This window comes from Aliiroseovarius sp. F47248L (assembly GCF_023016085.1).
GTDB lineage: Bacteria > Pseudomonadota > Alphaproteobacteria > Rhodobacterales > Rhodobacteraceae > Aliiroseovarius.
Genome location: NZ_JALKBF010000001.1, coordinates 878,422 through 903,342 on the forward strand (window position 1 = coordinate 878,422; position 24,921 = coordinate 903,342).

21 protein-coding genes are annotated in these 24,921 nt (G+C 58.3%); 13 read left to right on the forward strand and 8 right to left on the reverse strand.

Going from position 1 to position 24,921, the window contains the following annotated elements; genetic code table 11:
• Positions 1–63 precede the first annotated feature (63 nt).
• Together MWU51_RS04400 and MWU51_RS04405 are read right to left on the reverse strand one after the other, a co-directional pair.
• Entirely contained in the window at positions 64–1,071 is a 1,008-nt protein-coding gene (locus tag MWU51_RS04400) for a Hint domain-containing protein (RefSeq protein WP_247035047.1), read from the reverse strand.
• Positions 1,072–1,235: 164 nt separating this feature from the next.
• On the reverse strand, positions 1,236–1,736 hold the full coding sequence (locus tag MWU51_RS04405; RefSeq protein WP_247035049.1) for a toxin-activating lysine-acyltransferase: 501 nt from the start codon (positions 1,734–1,736) through the stop codon (positions 1,236–1,238).
• Positions 1,737–1,828: 92 nt separating this feature from the next.
• Between MWU51_RS04405 and MWU51_RS04410 the strand changes: the two genes are divergently transcribed.
• Positions 1,829–2,947 (forward strand): TIGR03032 family protein, encoded by a 1,119-nt coding sequence (locus tag MWU51_RS04410; protein ID WP_247035050.1) that lies wholly within the window; start codon positions 1,829–1,831, stop codon positions 2,945–2,947.
• 62 nt (positions 2,948–3,009) lie between these two features.
• Here the strand turns inward: MWU51_RS04410 and MWU51_RS04415 are convergent, their stop codons facing one another.
• Both MWU51_RS04415 and MWU51_RS04420 read right to left on the reverse strand, forming a co-directional pair.
• Positions 3,010–3,639 (reverse strand): 3-oxoacid CoA-transferase subunit B, encoded by a 630-nt coding sequence (locus MWU51_RS04415; RefSeq protein WP_247035051.1) that lies wholly within the window; start codon positions 3,637–3,639, stop codon positions 3,010–3,012.
• 4 nt (positions 3,640–3,643) lie between these two features.
• The gene (locus tag MWU51_RS04420) at positions 3,644–4,339 is read right to left on the reverse strand and encodes a CoA transferase subunit A (protein ID WP_247035053.1); all 696 of its coding nucleotides are present in this window, start codon (positions 4,337–4,339) and stop codon (positions 3,644–3,646) included.
• Positions 4,340–4,553: 214 nt separating this feature from the next.
• On the opposite strand from MWU51_RS04420, the gene MWU51_RS04425 reads away from it, so the two are divergent.
• Together MWU51_RS04425 and MWU51_RS04430 are read left to right on the forward strand one after the other, a co-directional pair.
• The gene (locus MWU51_RS04425) at positions 4,554–5,018 is read left to right on the forward strand and encodes a PepSY domain-containing protein (RefSeq protein WP_247035055.1); all 465 of its coding nucleotides are present in this window, start codon (positions 4,554–4,556) and stop codon (positions 5,016–5,018) included.
• A 34-nt stretch (positions 5,019–5,052) separates the two neighbouring features.
• Positions 5,053–5,562: a LuxR C-terminal-related transcriptional regulator gene (locus MWU51_RS04430; RefSeq protein ID WP_247035057.1), complete on the forward strand. Its 510-nt coding sequence runs from the start codon at positions 5,053–5,055 to the stop codon at positions 5,560–5,562.
• A 24-nt stretch (positions 5,563–5,586) separates the two neighbouring features.
• Here the strand turns inward: MWU51_RS04430 and MWU51_RS04435 are convergent, their stop codons facing one another.
• Together MWU51_RS04435 and topA are read right to left on the reverse strand one after the other, a co-directional pair.
• Positions 5,587–6,144: a L,D-transpeptidase gene (locus MWU51_RS04435; protein ID WP_247035059.1), complete on the reverse strand. Its 558-nt coding sequence runs from the start codon at positions 6,142–6,144 to the stop codon at positions 5,587–5,589.
• A 169-nt stretch (positions 6,145–6,313) separates the two neighbouring features.
• Positions 6,314–8,893 carry a type I DNA topoisomerase gene (gene topA, locus MWU51_RS04440; protein WP_247035061.1) on the reverse strand — a complete coding sequence of 860 codons (2,580 nt, stop codon included), beginning with the start codon at positions 8,891–8,893 and terminating at the stop codon, positions 6,314–6,316.
• A gap of 233 nt (positions 8,894–9,126) precedes the next feature.
• On the opposite strand from topA, the gene MWU51_RS04445 reads away from it, so the two are divergent.
• On the forward strand, positions 9,127–11,496 hold the full coding sequence (locus MWU51_RS04445; RefSeq protein WP_247035063.1) for a UvrD-helicase domain-containing protein: 2,370 nt from the start codon (positions 9,127–9,129) through the stop codon (positions 11,494–11,496).
• Between the two features lie 9 nt (positions 11,497–11,505).
• Here the strand turns inward: MWU51_RS04445 and MWU51_RS04450 are convergent, their stop codons facing one another.
• Positions 11,506–12,771, reverse strand: coding sequence for a SulP family inorganic anion transporter (locus tag MWU51_RS04450; RefSeq protein WP_247035065.1), 1,266 nt, complete (start codon positions 12,769–12,771; stop codon positions 11,506–11,508).
• 440 nt (positions 12,772–13,211) lie between these two features.
• Positions 13,212–13,427, reverse strand: a complete 216-nt coding sequence (locus MWU51_RS04455; protein ID WP_247035067.1) for a DUF1127 domain-containing protein — start codon at positions 13,425–13,427, stop codon at positions 13,212–13,214.
• Between the two features lie 480 nt (positions 13,428–13,907).
• Here MWU51_RS04455 and MWU51_RS04460 point away from each other — a divergent pair, with 480 nt between their 5' ends.
• The 9 genes from MWU51_RS04460 to murD all read left to right on the forward strand — a co-directional run bounded on the left by MWU51_RS04460 (position 13,908) and on the right by murD (position 24,830).
• The gene (locus tag MWU51_RS04460) at positions 13,908–14,984 is read left to right on the forward strand and encodes an Mrp/NBP35 family ATP-binding protein (protein WP_247035068.1); all 1,077 of its coding nucleotides are present in this window, start codon (positions 13,908–13,910) and stop codon (positions 14,982–14,984) included.
• A 660-nt stretch (positions 14,985–15,644) separates the two neighbouring features.
• Entirely contained in the window at positions 15,645–16,160 is a 516-nt protein-coding gene (mraZ, locus tag MWU51_RS04465) for a division/cell wall cluster transcriptional repressor MraZ (protein ID WP_247035070.1), read from the forward strand.
• A gap of 1 nt (position 16,161) precedes the next feature.
• Positions 16,162–17,160 (forward strand): 16S rRNA (cytosine(1402)-N(4))-methyltransferase RsmH, encoded by a 999-nt coding sequence (gene rsmH / locus MWU51_RS04470; protein WP_247035072.1) that lies wholly within the window; start codon positions 16,162–16,164, stop codon positions 17,158–17,160.
• Entirely contained in the window at positions 17,160–17,501 is a 342-nt protein-coding gene (locus tag MWU51_RS04475) for a cell division protein FtsL (protein ID WP_247035074.1), read from the forward strand. The genes rsmH and MWU51_RS04475 overlap by 1 nt, the downstream gene beginning before the upstream one ends.
• Positions 17,498–19,294 (forward strand): penicillin-binding protein 2, encoded by a 1,797-nt coding sequence (locus MWU51_RS04480; RefSeq protein WP_247035078.1) that lies wholly within the window; start codon positions 17,498–17,500, stop codon positions 19,292–19,294. Before MWU51_RS04475 ends, MWU51_RS04480 begins: the two co-directional genes overlap by 4 nt.
• A 20-nt stretch (positions 19,295–19,314) precedes the next feature.
• Positions 19,315–20,805 carry a UDP-N-acetylmuramoyl-L-alanyl-D-glutamate--2,6-diaminopimelate ligase gene (locus tag MWU51_RS04485; protein ID WP_247035080.1) on the forward strand — a complete coding sequence of 497 codons (1,491 nt, stop codon included), beginning with the start codon at positions 19,315–19,317 and terminating at the stop codon, positions 20,803–20,805.
• Positions 20,802–22,217: a UDP-N-acetylmuramoyl-tripeptide--D-alanyl-D-alanine ligase gene (gene murF / locus MWU51_RS04490; protein ID WP_247035082.1), complete on the forward strand. Its 1,416-nt coding sequence runs from the start codon at positions 20,802–20,804 to the stop codon at positions 22,215–22,217. Before MWU51_RS04485 ends, murF begins: the two co-directional genes overlap by 4 nt.
• A gap of 21 nt (positions 22,218–22,238) precedes the next feature.
• Entirely contained in the window at positions 22,239–23,321 is a 1,083-nt protein-coding gene (mraY, locus tag MWU51_RS04495) for a phospho-N-acetylmuramoyl-pentapeptide-transferase (protein WP_247035083.1), read from the forward strand.
• A 99-nt stretch (positions 23,322–23,420) separates the two neighbouring features.
• Positions 23,421–24,830 (forward strand): UDP-N-acetylmuramoyl-L-alanine--D-glutamate ligase, encoded by a 1,410-nt coding sequence (gene murD / locus MWU51_RS04500; RefSeq protein WP_247035084.1) that lies wholly within the window; start codon positions 23,421–23,423, stop codon positions 24,828–24,830.
• Positions 24,831–24,921 lie beyond the last annotated feature (91 nt).

Consider the following 24,921-nt stretch of genomic DNA (forward strand, 5'->3'; position numbering starts at 1 on the left):
TGCACCGACCGCTCCCGTTCGCGCTCCGACGCCTGAAAGAGCTGTGGTGATGGAAGGCCTTGTTTAGAGCGCGTGATCTTTGGGCGTCATCAGAGCCGGGCTCAAGGCGCGTGACAGGACTTGCCCTTCAAACCCACGCAGTTCGACATGAGCGAGCTCGCCTTGTTGTTCAGTCAGCCCCGGGAAGATCGCGTGAAGCTCTTCGATCTGCGCTTCAGTCAGCGTGGACAGGGTCACATCACCAAGATGAAGCGTCTCGGCAGGACAACCATCTGCAAAAACAATCTCGTGTTTTTCAAGGACGATATGCCAGTATTCCAGATCATCGACCTCGGCACCGCATTCAAAGATGCTGTCGCCATTCACAAGGCTTTTTGCACTGACAAGGGCTGCATCCTGTGCCAACAACAGATCCAAGTGCGGACCTTCCATAAGCAATCGGTGCTGCGGCGAAACGCGTAGAGTCTTGTTTGGCACGCCAGGCGCGAATGTGTCTGGTGCAATTGCCACTGGATCCAGCTGTGAATTGCCACGCCGACGATCCCGGTTGACCTTTGACGCAGATATCCAGCGCAGGGGTTGCAGACCACTGTCGCGGGTCATGACCAGATCACCAACGCGCAATGTCTCGATCCGGCGTGGGCCGAGATTAGTAAGGATTTCTGTTCCGCGAGCAAAGCACACCTCGGTCTCGCCAAAGATAGTTATCGTCACTTGATGGGTGTCAACGACCGCCGTGCCGTTGACGGTTGAATTGGTGCCATCGAAAGAAGTGTCCGTAACTCGGATATTGAAGGTAACATCCAGACTTTGACCTGCGTCCAACCCATCTAAAGCAGGATCGTCGCTGTCCACAACGAAAGACCAAGTATAGCCACCTTCGCCATTTGCGGTGTTCTGGGTGATAGTCAGCGTCCCGAACGAGGGGGCGGACAGGATATCGTATCCGCCAGCAAGCCAACTGTAGGTGCCAGGCTCGGTGTTCACCACGGTGCCGCTGGCACTGACATTACCCGTTCCGGGCAAGCCTTCGGTGATCGAGGCAGTGGTCGGTCCTGATAGACTCACCATGTTTGGGTCTCCTTCACTCGGCACAAAATAAATGGGGGCATCTACGGTTCCATTTCCCAAGCGACCTATTTTTACAGCACCCTTGATTTCATAACTACGTTAATCGGAGCATTCTGGCAATTTGTTGAAGCAGAAAAGGGTATTTTGCGTCAGCTTGCGACACGCTATGCGACCATGGTCGAGCGGATCTTCCATTTCGAACTGCCGGGGCTGCGATGCCATTCAAGCACTTTTTTCTGACCTTCGTGGATTCGTAAGGTCTTCACGCTGTCTTCTTGAACAGTTGCCTTGATATTCTCAATGATCTCAGCGCCATGTCCCCACGGTGCCATGATGTCCATGATCCAAAGCTGTTCGCCCGACCGCCATTCATCAAATTCATCCAATCCGTTGCCAGACAGATGCTTTTTCTCGGCGGCGGCATCCAACTTGGCCCAGGTCACAAGGCCGCGTGGGACATCGCGTGCCTGGTAAATATTGAACTGTTTGAGATATATCGGAGGCTCAAACGCCTTCGCAATCGCGCGGGCCGACCAATCACCATAGACGTTGGAATAGAACGCCAGGAATGCCAATTCACCAAACACCCGCAGAACATCTTCGTTGGGATAGAGGGGCGACACTTCGATCAGTCCGCCAGTGTCTTTGTTTTCTGTTATGCCCATACCTAAGACCTGAACCTTAACTCTATTTTCCCCTCGACGGCACCTTTTTCGGATAACAGTATTGGGCTGCCAACCGGAAAGTGGAGCAACAAGTGACGGACCCCGCCGAAGATGACAATACCAAAGTAGATTTGGAATTTCCAAAACCGCCTGCGCTGACAACGGGTCGAGTACGCCTACAACCCAGCAACGGGTTTCGCGGCTGGCTGACCAAAAACAAGATTTCTCTGGCGTTCAACACCTATCACATTGGTAAGCTGTTCATGATTGGCGTGAACGAGGCCGGACAGTTCGTGCTGTCGGATGCCAACTTTCCCCGTTCCATGGGGTTGAGCCTTCATAAGGGCACGTTGTGGATGGCCAGCCAAAAGCAAATCTGGCGTTTCGAGAATTTTCTGGATAAAGGCCAGATGTCGCAGGGAAACGATGCGGTTTTTGCACCAATTGGCGCGACCACGACGGGCTATATCAACCTGCATGACCTGCGTGTTAGTGATCATGGCGTGTATTTCGTCGCCTGTCAGTTCAACTGTATCGGGCGGCTGCATGAAAAGTGGAGTTTTGAGCCGATTTGGAAGCCGCCGTTCATCAGCGAGTTTGCTTATGGGGATCGGTGCCATCTGAATTGTCTTGCCTTGGAAGAAGGTGTGCCCAAATACGTCACGTGTTTCGCCGAAACCGATGTTCCCGAGGGGTGGCGCGCACTACCGAAAGATCAAAGCGCCGGGCTTGTGGTGGATGTTAAGACCAACAACATTCTGTGTGACAGTCTACACATGCCACATTCTCCGCAGCTTCATAACGGGCGGCTGTACGTCGCCAATAGCGGACAGGGTGAGTTTGGTGAAGTTGACCGGTCAACGGGCGAGTACAAGCCTATTTGTTTCATTCCGGGGTTCACCCGTGGCGTTGCATTCTGGAAAAATTACGCATTGGTTGGGGCATCTCGACCTAGGCAGAGCGGCGTGTTTGAGGGCAACGACGGCACGCCTCTTAATCAGAGACTTCAAGATATGGGGGTCGATCCGGAATGTTCGATCTCGGTGATCAATCTGGACACAGGTGACATTGAACATCAAATCGTGCTGGATGGCGTCGCATCCGAAATCTATGATCTTTGTATTCTGCCTGCGATCCGTAAACCACGTGTTCTGGACGTCGAAAGCGATGCGATGAACACGATGTTCCGGCCTTCAAAACTGCATATCTGAATACAACCAGAAACGAAAAAGGCTCCGCGAACGGAGCCTTTGTTGTGTTTCGTCACTTTGGCTTAGTTGACGATCTTTGCCTCGGTCGCGGCGCGCAACTCGTCTTCGGTCACGCCATCGGCGGTCTCGACGATTTTCAAGCCACCTTCGACCACATCCAGAACCCCAAGGTTGGTGATGATACGGTCGACCACGGCCTTGCCGGTCAGCGGCAGGCTGCATTCCTTCAGCACTTTGCTGTCGCCGTGCTTGTTGGTGTGGTCCATCACGACCACCACGCGGCCAACACCGGCCACAAGGTCCATCGCGCCGCCCATACCTTTGACCAGCTTGCCGGGAATCATCCAGTTGGCCAAATCGCCGTTTTCGGCCACTTCCATCGCGCCAAGGATCGCCATGGCGATCTTGCCGCCCCGGATCATCCCAAAGCTCATCGAGCTGTCGAAATACGAGGTCTGGGGCAGTTCGGTGATGGTCTGCTTACCAGCATTGATCAGGTCGGCGTCGATCTCGGCCTCGGTCGGGAAGGGGCCCATGCCCAGCATGCCGTTTTCCGATTGCAGTGTGACCTCGACCCCATCAGGGATGAAGTTGGACACCAGCGTCGGGATGCCGATGCCAAGGTTCACATACCAGCCGTCTTGCAGTTCCTGTGCCGCGCGGGCGGCCATTTGATTGCGGTCCCATGCCATGATCTTAGCCCTCCCGAATGGTGCGTTGTTCGATACGCTTTTCGTGCTCGCCTTGGATGATGCGATGCACATAGATGCCCGGCAGATGGATCGCATCGGGGTCAAGCGACCCGGTCGGCACGATCTCTTCGACTTCGGCCACGCACACCTTGCCACACATGGCGGCGGGCGGGTTGAAGTTGCGGGCAGTCTTGCGGAAAATCAGGTTGCCGGTTTCATCCGCTTTCCACGCTTTCACGATCGAAAGGTCAGCAAAGATGCCTTCTTCAAGGATATATTCCTCGCCATTGAAGACCTTCACTTCTTTGCCTTCCGCGATCACGGTGCCTACGCCGGTTTTGGTATAAAAACCGGGGATGCCGTGACCGGCAGCACGCATGCGTTCGGCCAGCGTGCCTTGGGGGTTGAATTCCAGTTCCAACTCGCCCGACAGGTATTGGCGCATGAATTCGGCGTTTTCGCCGACATAAGACGACATCATCTTCTTGATCTGTTTCGTGTCCAGCAATTTGCCAAGCCCGAAGCCGTCAACGCCGCAGTTGTTCGATGCGATGGTGGTGTCTTTGACGCCGCTTTCCACAAGCGCGTCGATCAGCAATTCTGGAATGCCACACAGGCCAAAGCCCCCAGCGGCAATCAGCATGCCGTCGCTGAGCAGCCCATCAAGAGCCTCGCCGGCGCTGCCATATACCTTTTTCATGAAAGTTACCTCTCGTCAGTTTCGCACCTGTTCTGGCGTGAGGACGGTGCAAAGTCAACGAAACGCACGCGCGGAAGGGCGGTCTGCGTATTTCTACCTGCTTGGGCGTCTATAACTTTGGTTGGTTGTCGGGCGGATCATCCAAAGTGCAGTATCGCGGCAACAGGACGTGACGATAGATCGGGACATCGACTGACTAGATACGGAGACCACCATGACCCAGATGAAAACGTCAAACGCCTTTGTCACCGCAGTAGTTCTGGCGATGCTTGCCGCTCCGGCCAGCGCCCAGACCACACGGGACGACGTGATCGAAATGTTGACCGCCGAGGGCTACACCGAGATCAAGATCAAGCGCAGCCTGTTCGGCAACCTGAGAATTGAAGGCGAAGGCCCGAAGGGCGAGCGTGAAATTGTATTGGGAAAGAACGGCGAGATTCTGCGCGATAAGTTCGAGCCCGAGGATGATCGCGACGACGATCGGGATAGCCGCGACGATGACGACGATGACGACGATGACGACTATGACGACTATGACGACTATGACGACGATGACGATGATGACGATGATGATCGTGATGACGATGACCGCGATGACGATCGGGATGATGATCGCGATGATGATCGCGATGATGACCGTGACAATGATCGGGATGATGACCGAGACGACGACGACTGATCAAACTTGATCTGACAAACAGCCAGAGGCCGACATGAAACCAATCACGATTACCAGACTTGGCGTTGCGATTTACGTGCTGTCGGCCTTGGCCTTTACCGAGGAGCTGGTGGGTGAAATCACTGGCTTCTATTTGCTCAACTACGGTTGGATCGTGCACGAAATCGTCGAGCTCATTACGCTTGGCGGCTTTGTCATCGGCGGTCTGTTGTTGTGGTATAGTCACCGCGTTCTTCATGCCAGAAACGCCGAGGTCGAAAGACTTCTGCATGCTGCACAGGGCGAGTTTACAGCAATGCTACACGCCCTGTTTGCGCACTGGTCGCTCACCGAGGCCGAAGAAGACATCGCGCTGTTGACCGTCAAGGGCTTGACCGTCGCCGAGATCGCCGAGGCCCGCAACACCAGCCCAGGTACGGTTAAATCGCAAAACAACGCGATTTACCGCAAGGCTGGGGTAAAGAACCGCACCCAGTTGGTGGGCGCGGTGGTTGAGGAGTTGCTAGAAGGGCCCGACGATCAACAAAAGGGCAATGCGGCGTAAGTAGAATGCCGGTCTTAGTGCCTTCTAGATCACGCGCACTTGCGCACCGATCGGCGTGATGGCGAACAGCTCGGCGATGGCACTGTTGTAAAGACCGATGCACCCGTCCGAGCTGCGTCGTCCGATCTTGCGCGTGTCATGGGTGCCATGGATCAGATAGGCTGGCCAATCCAGATACATCGCATGGGTGCCCAGCGGATTGTCAGGGCCGGGCGGCGTGTATTTCAGCTCGGGATTGCGTTCCAGCATGCTTGGAGTCGGGGTCCAGTCAGGGGCCTCGCGTTTGCGAACGATCTTCGTGTATCCGGTTTTGGTTAGCTCATCCGTCATCGGAACCGAGGAGGGATAGATGCGATAATCGCTGCCATCGGCGCTCCAATAATGCAAGGCGCGCGAAATGGTGTCACAGACGATGGTCACCCGGTCCAGCTTGTCGAAATGGTCGCGCCAGTCTTGGTTGGCAAAGCTTGATGCATTGCGCTTGGCAGTTTCGATGATGGGAGTGGCAAGGCCAGTGCTAGGCAGCGAAAGGGATGCTGCCGCGCCTGCGATGACCGCGCGGCGCGAAAGAATACGTGACATGGTGAGGCTCACTTTTCGATTGCGTTTGGCCGCACTGAAGCCGGTCTAAAGGTGGGTTTCAAATCACGAATTCGAGAGTTGGAATGTAATCTGGACAGTGTCGCATTTTGGCCCGGATCGGGGTGCCGCACGCAATGAATGGCGTGGCACCCCAGTCCCAATGACACAGTCAGCCTTTGCTGGCTGTTGGTTTTTTCTTGGCGGCCTGCTTTTTCTTCGCCGCAGGTTTCTTTTTCGGTGCGGCTTTCTTTTTCGCAGGCTTTTTCTTGGCCGCTTTTTCCGCGATCCACTCGACGGCCATTTCCATGGTCACGTCAGTTGCCTCGACGTCTTTGGGAATGGTCGCGTTGACCTTTTCCCATTTCACATAGGGCCCATAACGCCCGTCCATAACATTCACGGGGCCGCCGTCCTCAGGATGTTCGCCCAGTTCTTTCAACGGCTTGGCTGCTGCCCGCCCGCGCCCACCGGGGTTGGCGCGTTTTTCTGCCAGCATCTCGACCGCGCGGTTCATGCCGATCTCAAAGACATCGTTGGGGTCTTTCAGATTGGCATAGGTCGGTTTGGCGTCGTCGGGCAGTTTGTGCATGACATAAGGGCCAAAGCGCCCGAAATTCGCGCTGATCATGCCACCTTCGGGATGTTCGCCAATTTCGCGGGGCAAGGACAGCAGCACCAGTGCCTGTTCCAGATCCATCTCGTCCTTGTCCCAGCCTTTGGGCAGGGACGCGCGCGGCGGCTTCTTGTTTTCCGGTGTGGGTTCGCCGCGCTGCACGTAAGGCCCGAAGCGCCCGGATTTCAGCCAGATTTCGTCGCCGGCATCTTCGCCCAACATCCGCTCGTCACCCTCAGCGCCTTCGCCTGCGATGGGGCGCGTATAGGTGCATTCGGGATAGTTGCCACAACCGACAAACCCACCAGTGCGCGAGGTTTTCAGGTGCAGCTGACCTTTGCCGCATTTCGGGCAGATGCGCGGGTCTGATCCATCTTCGCGCGGCGGATACAGTTGCGGCGCAAGGGCGGCGTCCAACTTGTCGAGCACTTCCGAGATGCGCAACTCGGACGTCTCGGCAATTGCCGCCGAGAAATCGCGCCAGAAGCGCGCGAGCACCTCTTTATAATCCATGTCGCCAGCCGAGATTTCGTCCAGCTCTTCTTCCAAATGTGCGGTAAATTCGTATCCCACATATTTACGGAAGAAATTCATCAGGAAGATGGTGACGATCCGCCCCTTGTCCTCGGGAAACAGACGGTTCTTGTCTTTGCGGACATACTCGCGGTCCTGAATGGTCGTGATCACCGACGCATAGGTCGAGGGGCGACCGATGCCCAGTTCTTCCATGCGCTTGACCAGCGTGGCCTCGGTGTAACGGGGCGGGGGTTGGGTGAAATGCTGTTCGGGCGTGACGCCTTTTTTCTCGGCCTTTTCGCCTTCCATGATCTGGGGTAGGCGCTTGTCGTCATCATCCACCACCTGATCGTCGCGACCTTCTTCATAGACCTTCAGAAAGCCTTCGAACACGACAACCTGTCCGGTGGCGCGCAGCACGACCTGACCGTCGGATGAGCCGACATCAACCGTCGTGCGTTCAAACTTCGCGCTTTCCATCTGGCTGGCCAGCGTGCGTTTCCAGATCAGGTCGTAAAGCTTGCGCTGATCGGGTTCCAACCGCGCCAGATCACTCGCGGATACGGTCATATCCGTCGGGCGGATACATTCGTGCGCTTCTTGCGCGTTCTTGGCCTTGTTCTTGTAAATCCGGGGCTTGGCCGGGATGAACTCCTTACCATAACGATCCGAAATCGCATCACGCGCGGCGGCCACGGCTTCCGGCGCCATGTCGATCCCGTCGGTCCGCATATAGGTGATATAGCCCGCTTCATAGAGGCGCTGGGCTGTCGACATGGTCTGACGCGCGCCAAAGCCGAACTTGCGGCTCGCGTCCTGTTGCAGGGTCGACGTCATGAAGGGCGGCGAGGGGTTGCGGGTCGCGGGTTTTGCTTCGACCGACTGAACGGTCAGATCGCGCGAGGAAATCGCCTGCACGGCCATTTCGGCAGCGGTCTCGTTCTCAAGGTCATAGCGGTCCAGCTTTTGGCCGCCCAGAACTGTCAGACGTGCCTCGAATTCCTGCCCGCGTGGGGTGGAGAGCAGCGCTTTCACCGACCAGTATTCACGGGCCTTGAACGCCTCGATCTCTTCCTCACGCTCAACGATCAGGCGCAGGCAGACCGACTGCACACGACCCGCAGAGCGCGCGCCGGGCAGTTTGCGCCACAGAACGGGTGACAGGTTGAAGCCCACCAGATAATCCAGCGCGCGACGGGCCAGATAGGCCTCGACCAGATCGGTGTCGACGTCGCGGGGCTGTTGCATCGCCTCGGTCACTGCGGATTTTGTGATCGCGTTGAACACCACACGGCTGACCGGCGTGTCCTTCTTGATCGCCCGCCGTTTGCGCAGGGCTTCCTCAAGGTGCCACGAAATCGCTTCCCCTTCGCGATCGGGGTCGGTTGCGAGGATCAGGTTGTTGTCGTCTTTCAATGCGTCCGCAATGGCGCGCACATGCTTGGCGCTGTCGCGTCCAACCTCCCATTTCATAGCGAAATCGGCGTCCGTATCGACGGACCCGTCCTTGGGTGGCAAGTCGCGCACGTGGCCGTAAGAGGCAAGAACCGTATAGTCCGACCCAAGATACTTGTTGATGGTCTTGGCTTTGGCCGGGCTTTCAACGACGACAACTGGCATGAACTTCCTCTCGACTCAGGCGACCATGAAAAAATGGCGGTCTTACTGGAGGCGTTAGATGTGTTGCGAAGGGGCAGCTTGTCAATGGGCAGGCTTTATATATAGGCGGTCCTTTCGCCGCGCCCCCTTTAGGGGGCGGGAAAATGCAGGGTGAGGCCGACAATCGGTTTGCGCATGTGGAACATTCGTGGAACACTCTTCCCACCCTGCTTCCCCGTTGATAAAGAGCGCATATGAGTGATTTCAACGAAGACGACGCTTTTGAGGCCGCTGCGCTCCCCAGCCTGTCACAACAGGCAATGGCCGCGCGCCCGATGCCGTATTTGGAAGGGCTGAACCCCGCCCAACGCGAGGCGGTCGAGGCACTGGATGGCCCCGTCCTGATGCTGGCGGGCGCGGGCACCGGTAAGACCAAGGCTCTGACGACGCGGATTGCGCATCTTTTGAACACCGGGCAGGCGCGGACGAACGAGATCCTTGCCGTAACCTTCACCAACAAGGCCGCGCGCGAGATGAAGGAACGTGTCGCAGGCCTGCTGGGGCAAACGGTTGAGGGCATGCCCTGGATGGGCACGTTCCACTCGATCTGCGTGAAGCTTCTGCGCCGTCATGCCGAGCTTGTGGGGCTGAAAACAAACTTCACCATTCTGGACACGGACGACCAGATCAGGCTGATGAAGCAGCTGATTGGCGCCAACAATATCGACGAAAAGCGCTGGCCCGCGCGGTTGTTGGCGGGGGTGATCGACAACTGGAAGAACCGCGCTTGGACGCCCGAAGTGTTGCCTGCGAGTGAGGCCAACGCGTTCAATGGACGCGGCCCGGAACTGTATGCGCAGTATCAGGCGCGGTTACAGACCCTAAACGCCTGCGACTTCGGCGACCTGCTTCTGCATATGGTCACAATTTTTCAGAAACACGACGACATCCTGAAGCAATACCAAGGCTGGTTTCGCTACATCCTCGTCGACGAATACCAAGATACCAACGTGGCCCAATACCTGTGGCTGCGCCTGCTGGCGGCGGGTCACAAGAATATCTGCTGTGTGGGCGATGACGACCAGTCGATCTATGGCTGGCGCGGGGCCGAAGTCGGCAATATCTTGCGGTTTGAAAAGGATTTTCCCGGCGCGAAGGTGGTGCGGCTGGAACAAAACTATCGCTCGACCGCGCATATTCTGGCCGCGGCGTCCGGCGTGATCGCGGGCAACGAAGACCGGCTGGGCAAAGAGTTGTGGACGGATGCCGAGGGCGGCGAGAAGGTCCGCCTGATCGGCCATTGGGATGGTGACGAAGAAGCCCGCTGGGTCGGGGAAGAGATCGAGGCGATGCAATCGGGCACCCGTGGCCGCGCGCCGATGTCTTTGGACGATATGGCTATCCTCGTGCGCGCCTCCCACCAGATGCGCGCGTTTGAGGATCGTTTCCTGACCATCGGTCTGCCCTATCGCGTGATCGGCGGTCCACGTTTTTACGAGCGTTTGGAAATCCGCGATGCGATGGCCTATTTCCGGCTGGCAGTGAGCCAAGACGACGACCTGGCGTTTGAACGCATCGTCAACACGCCACGCCGGGGGCTGGGGGATAAAGCGGTGCAGACCATTCAGGGGCTTGCGCGCCAAAACGGCGTGTCGCTGGTTGAAGGCGCGCGGATTGCGGTCGAAAGCGGTGCGATCAAGGGCAAGGGCGGCAAGGGTTTGGCCGAACTGGTCGCGGGCCTTGACCGCTGGTTCAACCAATTGCGTGCGGAGGAAGACACCCATGTCGAAATGGCCGAGGTGATCTTGGAGGAATCCGGCTACACTGAGATGTGGCTGAACGACAAAACGCCCGAAGCTCCGGGGCGGCTGGAAAACCTCAAGGAACTGGTCAAGGCTTTGGAAAGTTTCGAAAACCTGCAAGGGTTTTTGGAGCATATCAGCCTGATCATGGACAATGACACGGACGACGCCGAGGAAAAAGTCACCATCATGACCCTGCACGCGGCCAAGGGGTTGGAATACCCCGCCGTGTTCCTGCCGGGGTGGGAGGATGGTCTGTTCCCCTCGCAACGCTCGATGGATGAAAGCGGGCTGAAAGGGCTAGAGGAAGAACGCCGCCTGGCCTATGTCGGCATCACCCGGGCGGAAGAGGTTTGCACGATCTCATTCGCCGCCAACCGGCGCGTTTATGGGCAATGGCAAAGCCAGTTGCCATCGCGCTTTGTCGACGAGTTGCCCACAGATCACGTCGAAGTGCTGACCGCGCCTGGCCTTTACGGCGGCGGCTATGGCGGTACAGCAGGCGATTTCGGCGCCTCGCCACTTGACGACAAGGCCAGCCGGGCCGATGCCTATAACTCGCCGGGATGGAGGCGGATGCAGGCGCAGGGCAACCTGCGCACCAAGCCCAGCCCGAACGAAGCGCGCGGGCTGGTGATTGATGCGACCGCCGTGTCGTCCTTCACCCAAGGCGATCGGGTGTTTCACACCAAGTTCGGCTATGGCACCGTGATGGGCATCGAAGGCGACAAGCTGGATATCGAATTCGACAAGGCGGGTGCGAAGAAAGTCGTTTCCAAGTTCATAGTGCCAGCCGCGCAGGCGGGCGACGTGCCGTTCTAAGGCGGCGCATCAACGGTCCGGTGGGGTCCAGTCCTTCTCGGGCTCGGCGCCTTGGCGGCGCAGGCGCAGCGCCAACCCGACCGAGACACCGACGCCGATTGCAATGGTCAAGCCCGCAAACACCGTCAACACCAGCGTCAGCAACAGCAACACACGGTCCGACATGCGCCCCTGCATATAGCCGCGCCATTTCTGCGGCTCGCTCATGTTCCACGCGGTCAGGATCAACAGCCCCGCCAGAGCAGGCATTGCAAGATACCCGGCCAGCGGGGCGGCCAGCAGCATGACCAGCAGGATGGTCAGTGCGTGTATGATTCCCGCAACTGGTGTCTTGCCGCCCGCGCGCACATTGGTTGCTGTGCGCGCAATTGCCCCGGTGGCGGGTAGGCCGACAAATAGGGCAGATCCAATATTCGCAAAGCCTTGTGCCAGGATTTCAGCGTTGGCGCGATGTTTTCCGCCGATCATGCGATCCGCTACCATTGCCGACAGAAGCGATTCAATGCTTGCCAAAAAGGCGATGACGATAGCCGAAGGCAGCAGCTCAGTGATCCGCGCAAGGCTGATTTGGGGCAGGGATGGGTGTGGTAATGTGCTTGGCAATGGGCCAAACCGCGAATAAATCGTCTCGACAGGCAACGCGGCAATTGCCACCGCGGCCGATGTTAATCCCACCGCAACTATCAGACCCGGAAATCTGGGGGCCAATCGCCGCAGAAAGACGATCAATGCCATCGTTACCAGTCCGATCGTGAGTGTTTGGAGGCCTATGGTGTCGCGTGCGGCCCAAAGTGTGCTCATCTTCGCAATGAACTCAGCTGGCACTTCGGCGATAGACAGGCCGAACAGGTCCTTGATTTGACTGGTGGCGATGATGATACCGATGCCAATCGTGAAGCCGTTGATGACGGGTCCGGGCACATAGGCCGCCAGATTGCCCGCTCGCAAATAGCCTGCGGCTATCATGATGGCTCCGGCCATCAATGTCGCCAGAACCAGCCCGTCATATCCGTGATCGGCGATGATGCTATAGACAACGACGATGAACGCACCGGTTGGGCCACCAATCTGAACCCGACTACCCCCAAGAAGTGAAATCAGAAACCCCGCAACAATTGCGGTGACAAGCCCTTTCTCCGGTCCTGCGCCCGAAGCGATCGCAATGGCAAGGCTTAACGGCAGGGCAACCATGGCAACGGTAACACCTGCGATCAGGTCGCTTGCGAATTGCTCGCGATCATAGTCGCGCAGCGTCGTTAGGATTTTGGGTTTCATGAAGCGAGCTATGCCGTCTTGCGTCTAAAAATCAATCGACAAAATTGCACGCCTGATATGCCGGGCAGACGTCTGCGGATCGTGCGAAGTGCGGTGTGGCGAAAAAAACGGTGACGCCCGGGAGGAGGTGGGCGTCACCGTTTCTATGTGAGGCGGGGCTCTGGGAGGAGGTAGAGACCCGACGTCATGTGGTTCAGGGTCTGGGAGGAGATAGACCCGTCACCGTATCGGTTCTGCCCCGGGAGGAGGTGGAGAAGAACCGTATCTTTGGGGGTGCGGCGACACCCGGGAGGAGGTAGGTGCCGCCGCGACCCACGAACCTTCAGGGAGGAGGACGAAGGTTCGAAACTTGTTGATTGTGCGACGGAACCGGGGAGGAGGTCGGTCCCGCCGCCAATCAAAGCCAACACCCGGGAGGAGGTAGGTGCTGGCAAGGAAACTTAGTTGCCGTAAACAGCCATACGAGCGACGAACCGGATCGACGAGCGGCCAAGCCCAAGATCGTTCAGTTCACGATCGCTCAGATCGTTCAGTTCGCGCACGGTTGCGCGGTACTGGGCGCGCTGCTCCATCTGCTCTTTCCAAACGGCGATACGGGCGGCCATGCGGTCTGCAATGCTGACGGGGGCCGAAAGAATTTCTGTTGCGTATGTCATATCTTTACTCACTTACATCTCATCCGCAGAACCCTGCGGGGCGGGGCGGCGGGGCCGCTTTTGTTAACTCTGTTGGCGCTCAATTTGTCGCCTTGACCCCAAGATGGGCATAATGCTGCAGATGCACAATACCCTGCATTCGCAAACCCGATATGCGGCGAGTGCATACTTAAAAATGACACAATATTAATCAGTTGCTGACATATTCTGCGCTGACGTTAGGTAAATTGCTGCATTGCAGAAGGTGTGGTGTTGGCGTTAACTTTAGGTCAATTCTCGTGGTGCTTGATTTTTGCCCGATGTGTTCAGATCTGAGGCGCGATCCGCGGGCCAGACCTGAAGAAGGATTTAGGACAGGGGTGCGATATGGAGCGACTCACCGCAGGTTTGCGGCTGTTTGACCGCCGGCTTTTTGGTTCCTATCCCCTTGCACCTGCCGACAAAGCTGCCAAGTAATGGGCGACACAGAAGGAGACATAGATGTCGGATATGCGCGAAAAGATCATGGGCACCTTATCCACCGTTGCCCTTCCGGATGGTGGGGATCTTGCGTCGCGCGATATGGTGCGTGCATTGAACGTTGATGGCGGGGCCGTCAGTTTCGTTATCGAAGCGCCGACGCCTGAGCAGGCAGCAGGAATGGAGGCTCAACGACGTGCAGCTGAAGCCGCCGTTGCTGCTTTGGACGGGGTCGAGCGTGTCTCGGTAATCCTGACGGCGCATGGCCCAGCAAAAACTGCGCCGCAGCCACCCAATCTGAAGATCGGCGGGCATCCCAAGCCACAAGCTGGGCCATTGCCTGTGCCAGGTGTGGCAAACGTGATCGCCATTGCGTCCGGCAAGGGTGGGGTGGGGAAATCCACACTCAGCTCCAACCTCGCCGTGGCGTTGGCGCGCCAAGGGCGCAAGGTTGGGTTGCTGGACGCGGATATTCTGGGGCCGTCCCAACCGCGCATGATGGGAACAAGCCAGCGTCCATCCTCGCCTGATGGAGAGCAACTGATCCCGGTCGAGGTGCATGGCGTCAAAATGATGTCTATTGGTCTGATGCTGAAATCTGATCGCGAGGCCGTGGTCTGGCGTGGTCCCATGCTGATGGGCGCGCTGCAGCAATTGATGTTTCAGGTTGATTGGGCGCCGCTGGACGTGCTGATCATTGACCTGCCGCCGGGCACGGGCGATGTGCAGCTGACCTTGGCGCAAAAATCGCAGATCACCGGCGCGATTATCGTATCGACCCCGCAGGATGTGGCGCTTTTGGATGCACGCAAGGCGATCGACATGTTTGACAAGGTAAAGGTTCCGATCCTTGGGCTGGTCGAAAACATGTCGACCTATGTCTGTCCAAATTGTGGGCACGAGGCGCACCTGTTCGGACATGGCGGCGTGCGCGACGAAGCCGCCGAACTGGGGACACCCTTCCTTGGCGAAATCCCACTGTCGCTGGACGTGCGCCTTGCAGGTGATCACGGCACGCCTATCGCCGCTGGGTCCGGGCCGGTGGCTGATGCCTATGCTACGCTGGCTCGTGATCTGGTGGCGCGCGGCATCGCCTAAGCGAACTGACATTATCTGAACGGCCTGTGGGAAACCATGGGTCGTTTTGAATCTGGCAGCTAGATTGGCGTATGGGAAACCGTGGGCGGGCGGCTAATAGCCACCGAATCAATGTGATTTAACAACGGATTCTCCGTATAAACACTGGTCTGCTGCGATGGATTTGCCGCGAATAGCGCCCTTGATGACTATTTTTCGGGAAATTGTGGGATAATTTTGTGCTGCAGGTGCAGCACTATATTTAGTGTGTAGAGGCAATATATATCACTAGGTTTCGCGTCAATCTGTCCCAGAAGTACACTATATGTTGTTTTTGATGGGGCTAAAAAACAACATCTGGTCCAACTTTCCCGTAAAAACCTGTTGCGTCCCATGAATTCCCAAGCTATCCCTTAATGCAAGATGAGGACGGGACATAAGAGGCAACAAGACCTCGAGACACTCCCAAGTCAGGTTTCATACAGGCACCCGCTTCATCCTAAGAAAGAGATCCGGCGCGAACGCGAGCAGACATCCCCCCAGGTGGCGCGCGCAGCTGGACACCCGGAAACGGGACAGGCGGCGGATTGGGCAGTGGCAGCAGCTCAATCCGCCGTTTCTATTCCAGCCCCTTGAATTTGGGGCATGGCAGTGAAGTGGGACAGTGAAGGAGCCGCGAAAGTGGCACGCAGGTTCAGAGGTGAAAGCCACCACAAGGTGGACGCAAAGGGCAGGGTTTCGATCCCAGCCCTGTTTCGCCGTGTTCTGGAAGCTGGCGACCCTGACTGGACTGAAGGTTTGAACCCCAATCTTGTCATTGTCTATGGCGACAAGCGCCGCAACTACCTTGAATGCTATACGATCGAAGCGATTGATGATGTTGATCAGCAGATCGCCGATTTGCCACGCGGCTCGGTCGAGCGTCGCGCACTTGAGCGTATGTTTAACGGTCAATCCCTGCCGACAACGGTTGATGAGACAGGGCGTCTGGTGTTGCCCGCAAAACTGCGCGCGAAGATCGGGCTTGAGAACGAAGCGTTCTTTATTGCCACTGGCGACACGTTCCAGATCTGGAAGCCCGAGACATATGAAAACGTAGAAATGGCCAAGGCCGAGGCGTGGCTGGACAGCCAGCCCGAGGATTTCGACCCGCTTACCTTGCTGGGCGGCGGGTCCGCGTCTGGCAGGGATGGATGATATGACCAACCCGGCTGCCACCGATAAACGTCCCCACATTCCAGTATTGCTACGGCCGCTTTTAGAAGCGGTCGCGCCTGTTTCTGGCGACTGGGCGGATGGCACGTTCGGGGCGGGGGGTTATACGCGTGGATTGTTGGAAGCCGGGGCAGACTGGGTCTGCGGTATCGACCGTGATCCGATGGTGTTCGACATGGCCGCCGACTGGGTCGCCGAGTATGGCGACCGGCTGGCCTTGCGTGAAGGCACATTCTCGGACTTGGACGAGTTGGCTGGTCGCCCGTTAGATGGTGTGGTGTTGGACCTTGGCGTCAGCTCGATGCAGCTGGATCTGGCGGATCGCGGCTTTTCCTTCATGCGCGACGGGCCGCTGGACATGCGAATGAGCCAGTCCGGCCCGACCGCGGCCCACATCGTCAATCATGCCGACGAGGAAACACTGGCCGATATTCTGTATCACTATGGCGAAGAACGCGCCTCGCGCCGGATTGCGCGGGCCATTGTCAGGGCGCGTGCCGAGGCGCCGTTTGAAACGACGCTGCAATTGGCCAGCGTCGTGGAAAAATGCCTGCCCCGCTCAAAACCCGGTCAGAGCCACCCGGCCACACGGTCGTTTCAGGCGATCCGCATCGCGGTGAACGACGAATTCGGCCAGCTGATCGACGGGCTGGAGGCCGCCGAGCGCGCCCTGAAACCCGGTGGCAAGCTGGCCGTCGTGACATTCCATTCGATGGAGGATCGCGTGGTGAAACGGTTCTTCCAAGCCCGTGCGTCCGAAGGGGGCGGCGGATCACGTTATGCACCGCAAGAGGCCGCAGAAACGCCGCGCTTTAAGCTGACCCCGCGCAAAGCCATCGCGCCGGATGCAGATGAGCTTGCCGCAAACCCCCGCTCGCGGTCATCCCGCCTGCGCGTGGCCACCCGAACAGATGCACCTGCCGGGCCATCCGACCGGCGCAAACTTGGCCTTCCACCCCTTGTTTTCAAGGATAAATCATAATGCGCAGCTTGCTCTACATCACATCCGCTTTGGTCGTCATGGCACTGGCCTATTGGGCCTACTCGGAAAACTACAAGACACAAGCCTCGCTTGATCGCGTGGAAGAGTTGCAGCGCGATATCGGGCAGATGCAGGAACAGCTGGCAGTGCTGCGTGCGGAATGGGCCTATCTTAATCGCCCCGACCGGCTGCGCGATCTGGCCGAGTTGAATTATGACCGTTTGGGCCTGTTACCTTTGGCACCCGAGCAGTTTGGGCGGGTCGACCAGGTGGTCTTTCCAGACGAAGATTTGCCGGAAATCACCGAAACCTTTGATGTTTTTGGGGAGATTGACCAATGACCCGTGTCCCGCTCCGCCCGCTGGCGCGCATTCTTGACGCCCGCGCCAAAGGTGAAAATCCGGATGCAATTGAACGCGAAAACCTGCGTCACCGGCATGAAGACATACGCGACCGGTCGCGTTTGCGTTCGGAAGGTCGCCTTTTGGTGATGGCGGGGCTATTCCTGTGTGCTTTTCTGGTGGTTGGCGGTCGGATGGCGATGCTGTCCTCGACCGAACCGCAAGAGCCGCGTGCGCAAGCGCCTGGGTCTGCGATTGCCACTGCGCGGGCGGACATAGTTGACCGGCAGGGGCGCATACTGGCGACCAACCTTGTCACTCATGCGCTATACGCCCAGCCGCCCCTGATGGTGGATCCGCTGCGCGCGGCGGACGAGTTGGTGAAGATCTTTCCCGACCTCAAGCGCGAGCGGTTGATCAAGGATTTCACCGGTGCGCGTAAGTTCTTGTGGATCAAGAAGAAACTTAGCCCAGAGCAGAAGCAAGCCGTGTTCGATATCGGCGAACCGGGTCTGTTGTTCGGCCCGCGTGAAATGCGCCTTTATCCAAATGGCAAGCTGGCAGCTCATGTACTGGGCGGGGCAAGTTTCGGGCGCGAAGGCGTCAGTGCCGCTGAGGTGATCGGCGTTGCTGGTGTCGAAAAACAGTTTGACGACTATCTGCGTGACCCCACCAATGGCGACAAGCCGCTCGCGCTTTCGATCGACCTGACCGTTCAAAGTGCGGTGGAGCGCGTGCTCTATGGCGGCATGAAGCTGATGAACGCCAAAGGCGCTGCCGCGATATTGATGGATGTGCATACCGGCGAGGTGGTGTCTGTCGTCTCATTGCCCGATTTCGATCCGAACAAGCGACCGCGCGTTCTGACCAAGGGCGACCAGTCTGACAGCCCTTTGTTCAACCGCGCGGTGCAAGGCGTCTATGAGCTTGGGTCGACTTTCAAGATTTTCACGGCGATTCAGGCGATGGATCTGGGCTTGGTGAATGCCAACACGATCATCGACACCGGCATTCCGATGAAGATCGCAGGCTACCGGATTGGCGAGTTCAAGAATAAGAACTATGGCAAGCTGAGCGTGTCTGACATTATCGTCAAATCATCTAACCGGGGCACCGGACGAATGGCGCTTGAGATCGGATCAGAGCGTCAGCAGACTTTCCTGCGCGCGCTTGGCATGTTTGACCGCACTCCGTTCGAGATTGTCGAGGCGCGCGGATCACAGCCGCTTCTACCCAAGAATTGGGGTAAGCTCAGCTCGGTGACGATCTCTTACGGGCATGGGCTATCGTCAACGCCGATGCATCTGGCGTCTGGCTATGCGGCGATTGCCAATGGTGGATTTGCCGTGAAGCCGACCGTGCTGAAGCAAGATCGCATCGCGCGCGGGCCGCGTGTGATGTCGGCAGCGTCCGCTGCATCGGCACGTGAGATGTTGCGCAAGGTTGTGACCGAAGGCACCGCCTCGTTCGGCGAGGTGAAGGGTTACAAGGTGGCAGGCAAGACCGGCACTGCCGACAAGCCGCGCCCGCAAGGTGGCTATTACGATGACAAGGTGATCAACACGTTTGCCAGCATGTTTCCGGCGGACAAACCGAAATATGTTCTGGTGGTGACGCTGGATGAACCGGTTGAGACCTCGGGTCCGAAACCGCGTCGCACCGCGGGTTGGACCGCCGTTCCGGTGGCGTCCGAGATCGTGCGCCGCGTCGCCCCGCTTCTGGGTTTGAAACCCGAGCCGGAACCCATCGTTGAATCCCTTGCCGCAACTGGGGTAACACTCACCTCGAACTGATCTGGATGGGCAGAACACATATGGGCGCTGAGACGACCACAAAATCCCTGGCTGAGTTGGGGCTAAGCGCCCGAGGTGGCAAAGAGGCCGAGATCACAGGCCTGTCTGTGGACAGCCGCAATGTGAAGCCCGGACATCTGTTCGCAGCCCTGCCGGGAACAAAGGTTCATGGCGGTGAGTTCATTCAATATGCTTTGCGCATGAGGGCAGGGGCAATCCTGACCGACCCGGAAGGAGCGACGATCGCTAAGGCCGAGCTTGACGCCTCGGACGCCGTTCTGGTCGTCACAGAAGATCCCCGCATGGCATTGGCTTATGCCGCCGCCCTGTGGTTTGGCGCACAACCCGAACACATGGTTGCCGTCACCGGCACCAACGGGAAGACATCGGTTGCCCATTTCACCCGCCAGATCTGGACCCTGCTGGGAATCAAGGCTTCCAATCTGGGAACCACGGGCGTCGAAGGGGCATTCACGGCACCGCTGGCCCATACCACGCCCGAGCCGATCACCCTGCACAAGCTTCTTGCCGAGATGGCGGGCGCCGGTGTGACCCATGCGGCGATGGAGGCATCAAGCCACGGGCTGGCGCAACGTCGTCTGGACGGAGTGCGCCTTTCTGCAGCGGCGTTCACCAACTTCACGCAGGATCATCTGGATTACCACGCGAGTTTTGACGAGTATTTCGCGGCCAAGGCAGGGCTGTTTGCCCGCGTCCTGCCCGAAGATGGCACTGCCGTGGTCAACATGGACGATCCCAAAGGGGCCGAGATTGCCACTATTGTAGAGGCGCGCGGCCAAAACTTGATCCGCGTTGGGCAACACGACGATTGCGAGTTTCGCCTGAAAGCGCGCCGTTTCGACGCCACGGGGCAAGAGTTGATGTTCACATGGAACGGCGTGGCGCACACAGCGCGGTTGGAGCTGATCGGCGGTTTTCAAGCAGAAAACGTGCTGGCGGCGGCAGGTTTGGCCATCGGTTGTGGGGCAGAACCCGCCCATGTGTTCGACACGTTCAAGGACCTTGTAACCGTGCGCGGGCGGATGCAACTGGCAGCCACCCGCGAAAACGGCGCGGCGGTGTTTGTTGACTATGCCCACACGCCTGATGCCTTGAAAACCGCGCTACGCGCCATGCGCCCACATGTGTTGGGACGGCTCGTGGTGGTGTTCGGGGCAGGCGGTGACCGTGACACGTCGAAACGCTTACTGATGGGGCAGGCGGCGGCGGAAAACGCTGATGTGGTGTTCGTGACCGATGACAACCCGCGTTCGGAAGACCCCGCTGCGATCCGCGCCATGGTGATGGCAGGCTGCCCCGAGGCGATGAATGTCGGTGACCGGGCCGAGGCGATCTTGCGTGGCGTCGATGCGCTTGGTCCTGGTGACGCGTTGTTGATCGCAGGCAAAGGGCACGAAACCGGGCAGACTGTTGGAGATGATGTGCTGCCCTTTGATGATGCCGAACAAGCCTCGGTCGCGGTGGCGGCGCTTGAAGGACGGCTGGCATGACGCTCTGGAGCGCGCAGGACGCCGCGACCGCCACAGGTGGTCAGGTGCAGGGAAACTGGTCGGTCGATGGTGTGTCGATTGACACACGCACCATTCAGCCCGGTGATCTGTTTGTTGCCCTGAAAGATGTGCGCGATGGGCATGACTTTGTTGCGCAGGCCTTGGAAAAGGGCGCCGGAGCGGCCATGGTCAGCCGCATTCCCAACGGCATTGCCCCCGATGCTCCGCTGTTAATTGTTGATGACGTGTTGGCCGCGTTGGAGGCACTTGGGCGCGCCGGTCGCGCTCGTTCGCACGCGCGCGTTGTTGCCGTGACAGGGTCGGTCGGCAAGACTTCGACAAAAGAGATGTTGCGCACGGTTCTGTCGGCACAAGGTCGCACCCATGCGGCCGAGGCCAGCTATAACAACCATTGGGGGGTGCCGCTGACCTTGGCGCGACTGCCCGAGGACACGGATTTTGCGGTGATCGAGATCGGGATGAACCATCCCGGGGAAATCGGACCCTTGGCGCACATGGCGCGGCCTCACGTGGCCATGATCACGACCGTTGCCGCCGCGCACCTAGAGGCCTTTGACGACCTAGCCGGGATCGCCCGCGAAAAAGCCGCAATTTTCGAAGGGTTTGAGCCGGATGGGATCGCTGTGATCAATGGCGATCTGGACACCTCGCCCGTGCTGGCATTGGCTGCAGAAGGTTTTGATCTGCAATGTTTCGGTGAGGGGGCTGCGAATGACCACCGCTTGGCCTATGTCACACTGACCCCAGATGCCACAATCTGCAAGGCGATGATCGCGGGCGAGGAACAGGTGTTCAAAATCGCTTCGCCCGGACGGCATTTTGCGATGAATGCACTGGGTGCGCTCGTGGCGGCCCGCGCATTGGGCGCGGACACAACGCTGGCGGCGCGGGCGATGGTCCAGTGGCAGCCCCCTACAGGACGCGGCACCCGAGAAGAGATTACGCTGGATGCCCCTGAGGGGTTGACGGTGACGTTAATTGACGATGCTTTCAACGCCAATCCGACCTCAATGGCGGCGGCATTGGAGGTGCTCGGCGCGATGCAGCCTGTGGACGGCGTCGGACGCATTCAGAAGGGCCGCCGCATCGCGATTCTGGGCGACATGCTGGAGCTTGGCCCGGACGAGGCCGCCTTGCACGCCGACCTTGCCGATCTGCCATTTATTCGGGCCATTGATCAGGTGCATTGTGTGGGGCCTCGGATGCAGGCGCTCTGGGAAAGGCTGGACGGGGATCAGCAAGGATTGTGGGTCGACACCGCCGCCGACATGACAGCGCAAGTGCACAAGATCATTGATGCGGGCGATGTGGTGCTGGTGAAGGGCTCGAAAGGCTCTTTGGTGTCTCAAACAGTTGACGCGATCCGCAAAATGGGTCAATCGCTTCGTTAATTCCAGAAAAGGGCCCTTTATATGTTGTATTGGTTGACCGAGTTTTCGGACGGTGGCGATGTATTCAATCTGTTTCGCTATATCACCTTCCGATCGGGCGGGGCTTTTTTCACCGCCCTTGTTTTCGGGTTCATATTTGGTCAGCCGCTGATCAATATCTTGCGTCGCAGGCAGGGCAAAGGGCAACCGATCCGCGATGATGGTCCGGAAAGCCACAAGGAAAAGCAGGGAACACCCACGATGGGTGGTTTGCTTATCCTGTCGGCGCTCTTGGTCTCGACCTTGTTATGGGCGCGGCTGGATAACCCTTATATATGGATCACCCTTTTCGTCACCTATGGCTTTGGTTTGATTGGATTTGCTGATGATTACGCCAAAGTTTCCAAAGCGACGACAGACGGGGTATCGGGCAAAGTTCGAATGGCGCTGGGGCTGTTGATCGCAGCAATCGCGGGGTATCTGGCGTCGATCTGTCACCCTGAAGGGCTGCAGTTCCAACTGGCGCTTCCGTTCTTCAAGGATACGCTGTTGAACATGGGGATTTTCTTCATCCCGTTTGTGATGATTGTCATCGTCGGGGCCGCCAATGCGGTGAACCTGACCGATGGTCTGGACGGGTTGGCGATCATGCCGGTGATGATCGCAGCGGGCACATTGGGCGTGATCGCCTATGCAGTTGGCCGCGTCGACTTCACCGAATACCTGGATGTGCATTATGTGCCCGGCACGGGCGAGCTGTTCATCTTTACCTCGGCCCTTATCGGTGGGGGCTTGGGTTTTCTGTGGTACAACGCCCCACCCGCAGCGGTCTTCATGGGTGACACAGGGTCACTGGCGCTGGGTGGCGCGCTTGGCGCCATTGCCGTCGCCACCAAGCACGAGATCGTGCTGGCCATCGTCGGCGGTCTTTTCGTGGTCGAGGCGCTGTCGGTCATCATTCAGGTACTTTACTATAAACGCACAGGGCGTCGCGTGTTCCTGATGGCCCCGATCCATCACCATTTCGAACACAAGGGATGGCAAGAGCCGCAGATCGTCATCCGCTTCTGGATCATCTCGCTGATCCTTGCACTGATCGGGCTGGCGACGCTGAAAGTCCGATAAGCCGGTGCCAACATCATGACCAAAGCCCTGCCATTCGGTGGGGCTTTTGTTTTTTGATCAACTCCGGTAGCGATGGGGCAACGAAGGCAGGAGGCGTGGATGATCCCGGTCAAAGGTTACGAAGGGCAGAAGGTTGCGGTTCTTGGGCTGGGGCGGTCCGGACTTGCCACGGCTCATGCTTTGGAAGAGGGCGGGGCCGAGGCGCTTTGTTGGGATGACAGCCTTGAGGCCCGCGATTGCGCTGAAGGGCAGGCTTTGATCCTGCACGACCTGACCCGCACAGATGTCTGGCGAAACGTTGCCGCCCTGATCGTCAGCCCCGGCATTCCTCATCTATACCCCGAACCCAACAAGATCATCGCTGCCGCGATGGAGGCGGGCGTGCCGGTCGACAATGACATCGGCCTGTTCTTTCGCAGCTTCGCCGATCACGATTGGGACAGTTTCGACATCATGCCCAAGGTGGTTGCGATCACCGGGTCGAACGGAAAGTCCACCACATCCGCGCTGGTCCATCACATCTTGCAAGAGGCAGGACGCCCCACGCAGTTGGCGGGCAATATCGGGCGCGGTGTGCTGGACATTGACCCCGCCCATGACGGCGAGGTCGTGGTGTTGGAACTGTCGAGCTATCAGACTGACCTTGCACGCGCTCTGACCCCGGATGTGGCCGTGTTCACCAACCTGTCGCCCGACCATCTGGACCGCCACGGCGGCATGGGCGGTTATTTTGCGGCCAAACGCCGGCTGTTCGCTGAAGGTGGCCCGGATCGCGCCGTGATCGGCGTGGACGAACCGGAAGGCGTCTTTCTGGCGGGGCAATTGTCTGAAGGGCCGTCGGATGATCGCGTCATCCGCATCTCGGTCGATCGCAAATTGGCCGGGCCGGGCTGGCAGGTGTTTGCGCGCAAGGGGTTCTTGTCGGAATATCGCAAGGGGCGGCAGGTCGGCGCGATTGATCTGCGCAAGATCAAGGGTTTGCCCGGCACCCATAACCACCAGAACGCCTGCGCGGCTTATGCGGTATGTCGCACGCTAGGGTTGGCTCCCAAACAGATCGAGGCTGCGTTTCATGCCTTCAAGGGCTTGCCGCATCGCTCGCAATTGGTGGGCGAACGGGACGGCGTGGCCTTCGTGAATGACAGCAAGGCCACGAATGTCGACAGCGCCCGCGCTGCGCTGTCAGCGTTCAAAAACATCCGCTGGATTGCCGGTGGTCTGGGTAAGGATGGCGGCATCGAAAGCCTGTCCGCGGATGATCTGTCGGGCGTCACCAAGGCTTACTTGATCGGCCATTCCGCGCGGGACTTTGCGCTTCAGCTTGGCGATGTCCCGCACGAGATTTGCGAGACCATGGCGCGGGCTGTTGCGCAGGCCGCCGCCGATGCTCAGTCAGGTGATACCGTGCTTCTTGCCCCGGCGGCCGCCAGTTTTGACCAATATCCGGATTTCGAGAAACGCGGTGAAGATTTCACGCATCAGGTGGAAAGCCTGCTGTCCGGCGATTAGGCAAGTCGGTATTCCGCAGCATACGAACATCTTTGAAAACCTCATGTTTCAAAGGGTTTGCAAGGCGTCATCGCTCTGCTACCTGTGAGCC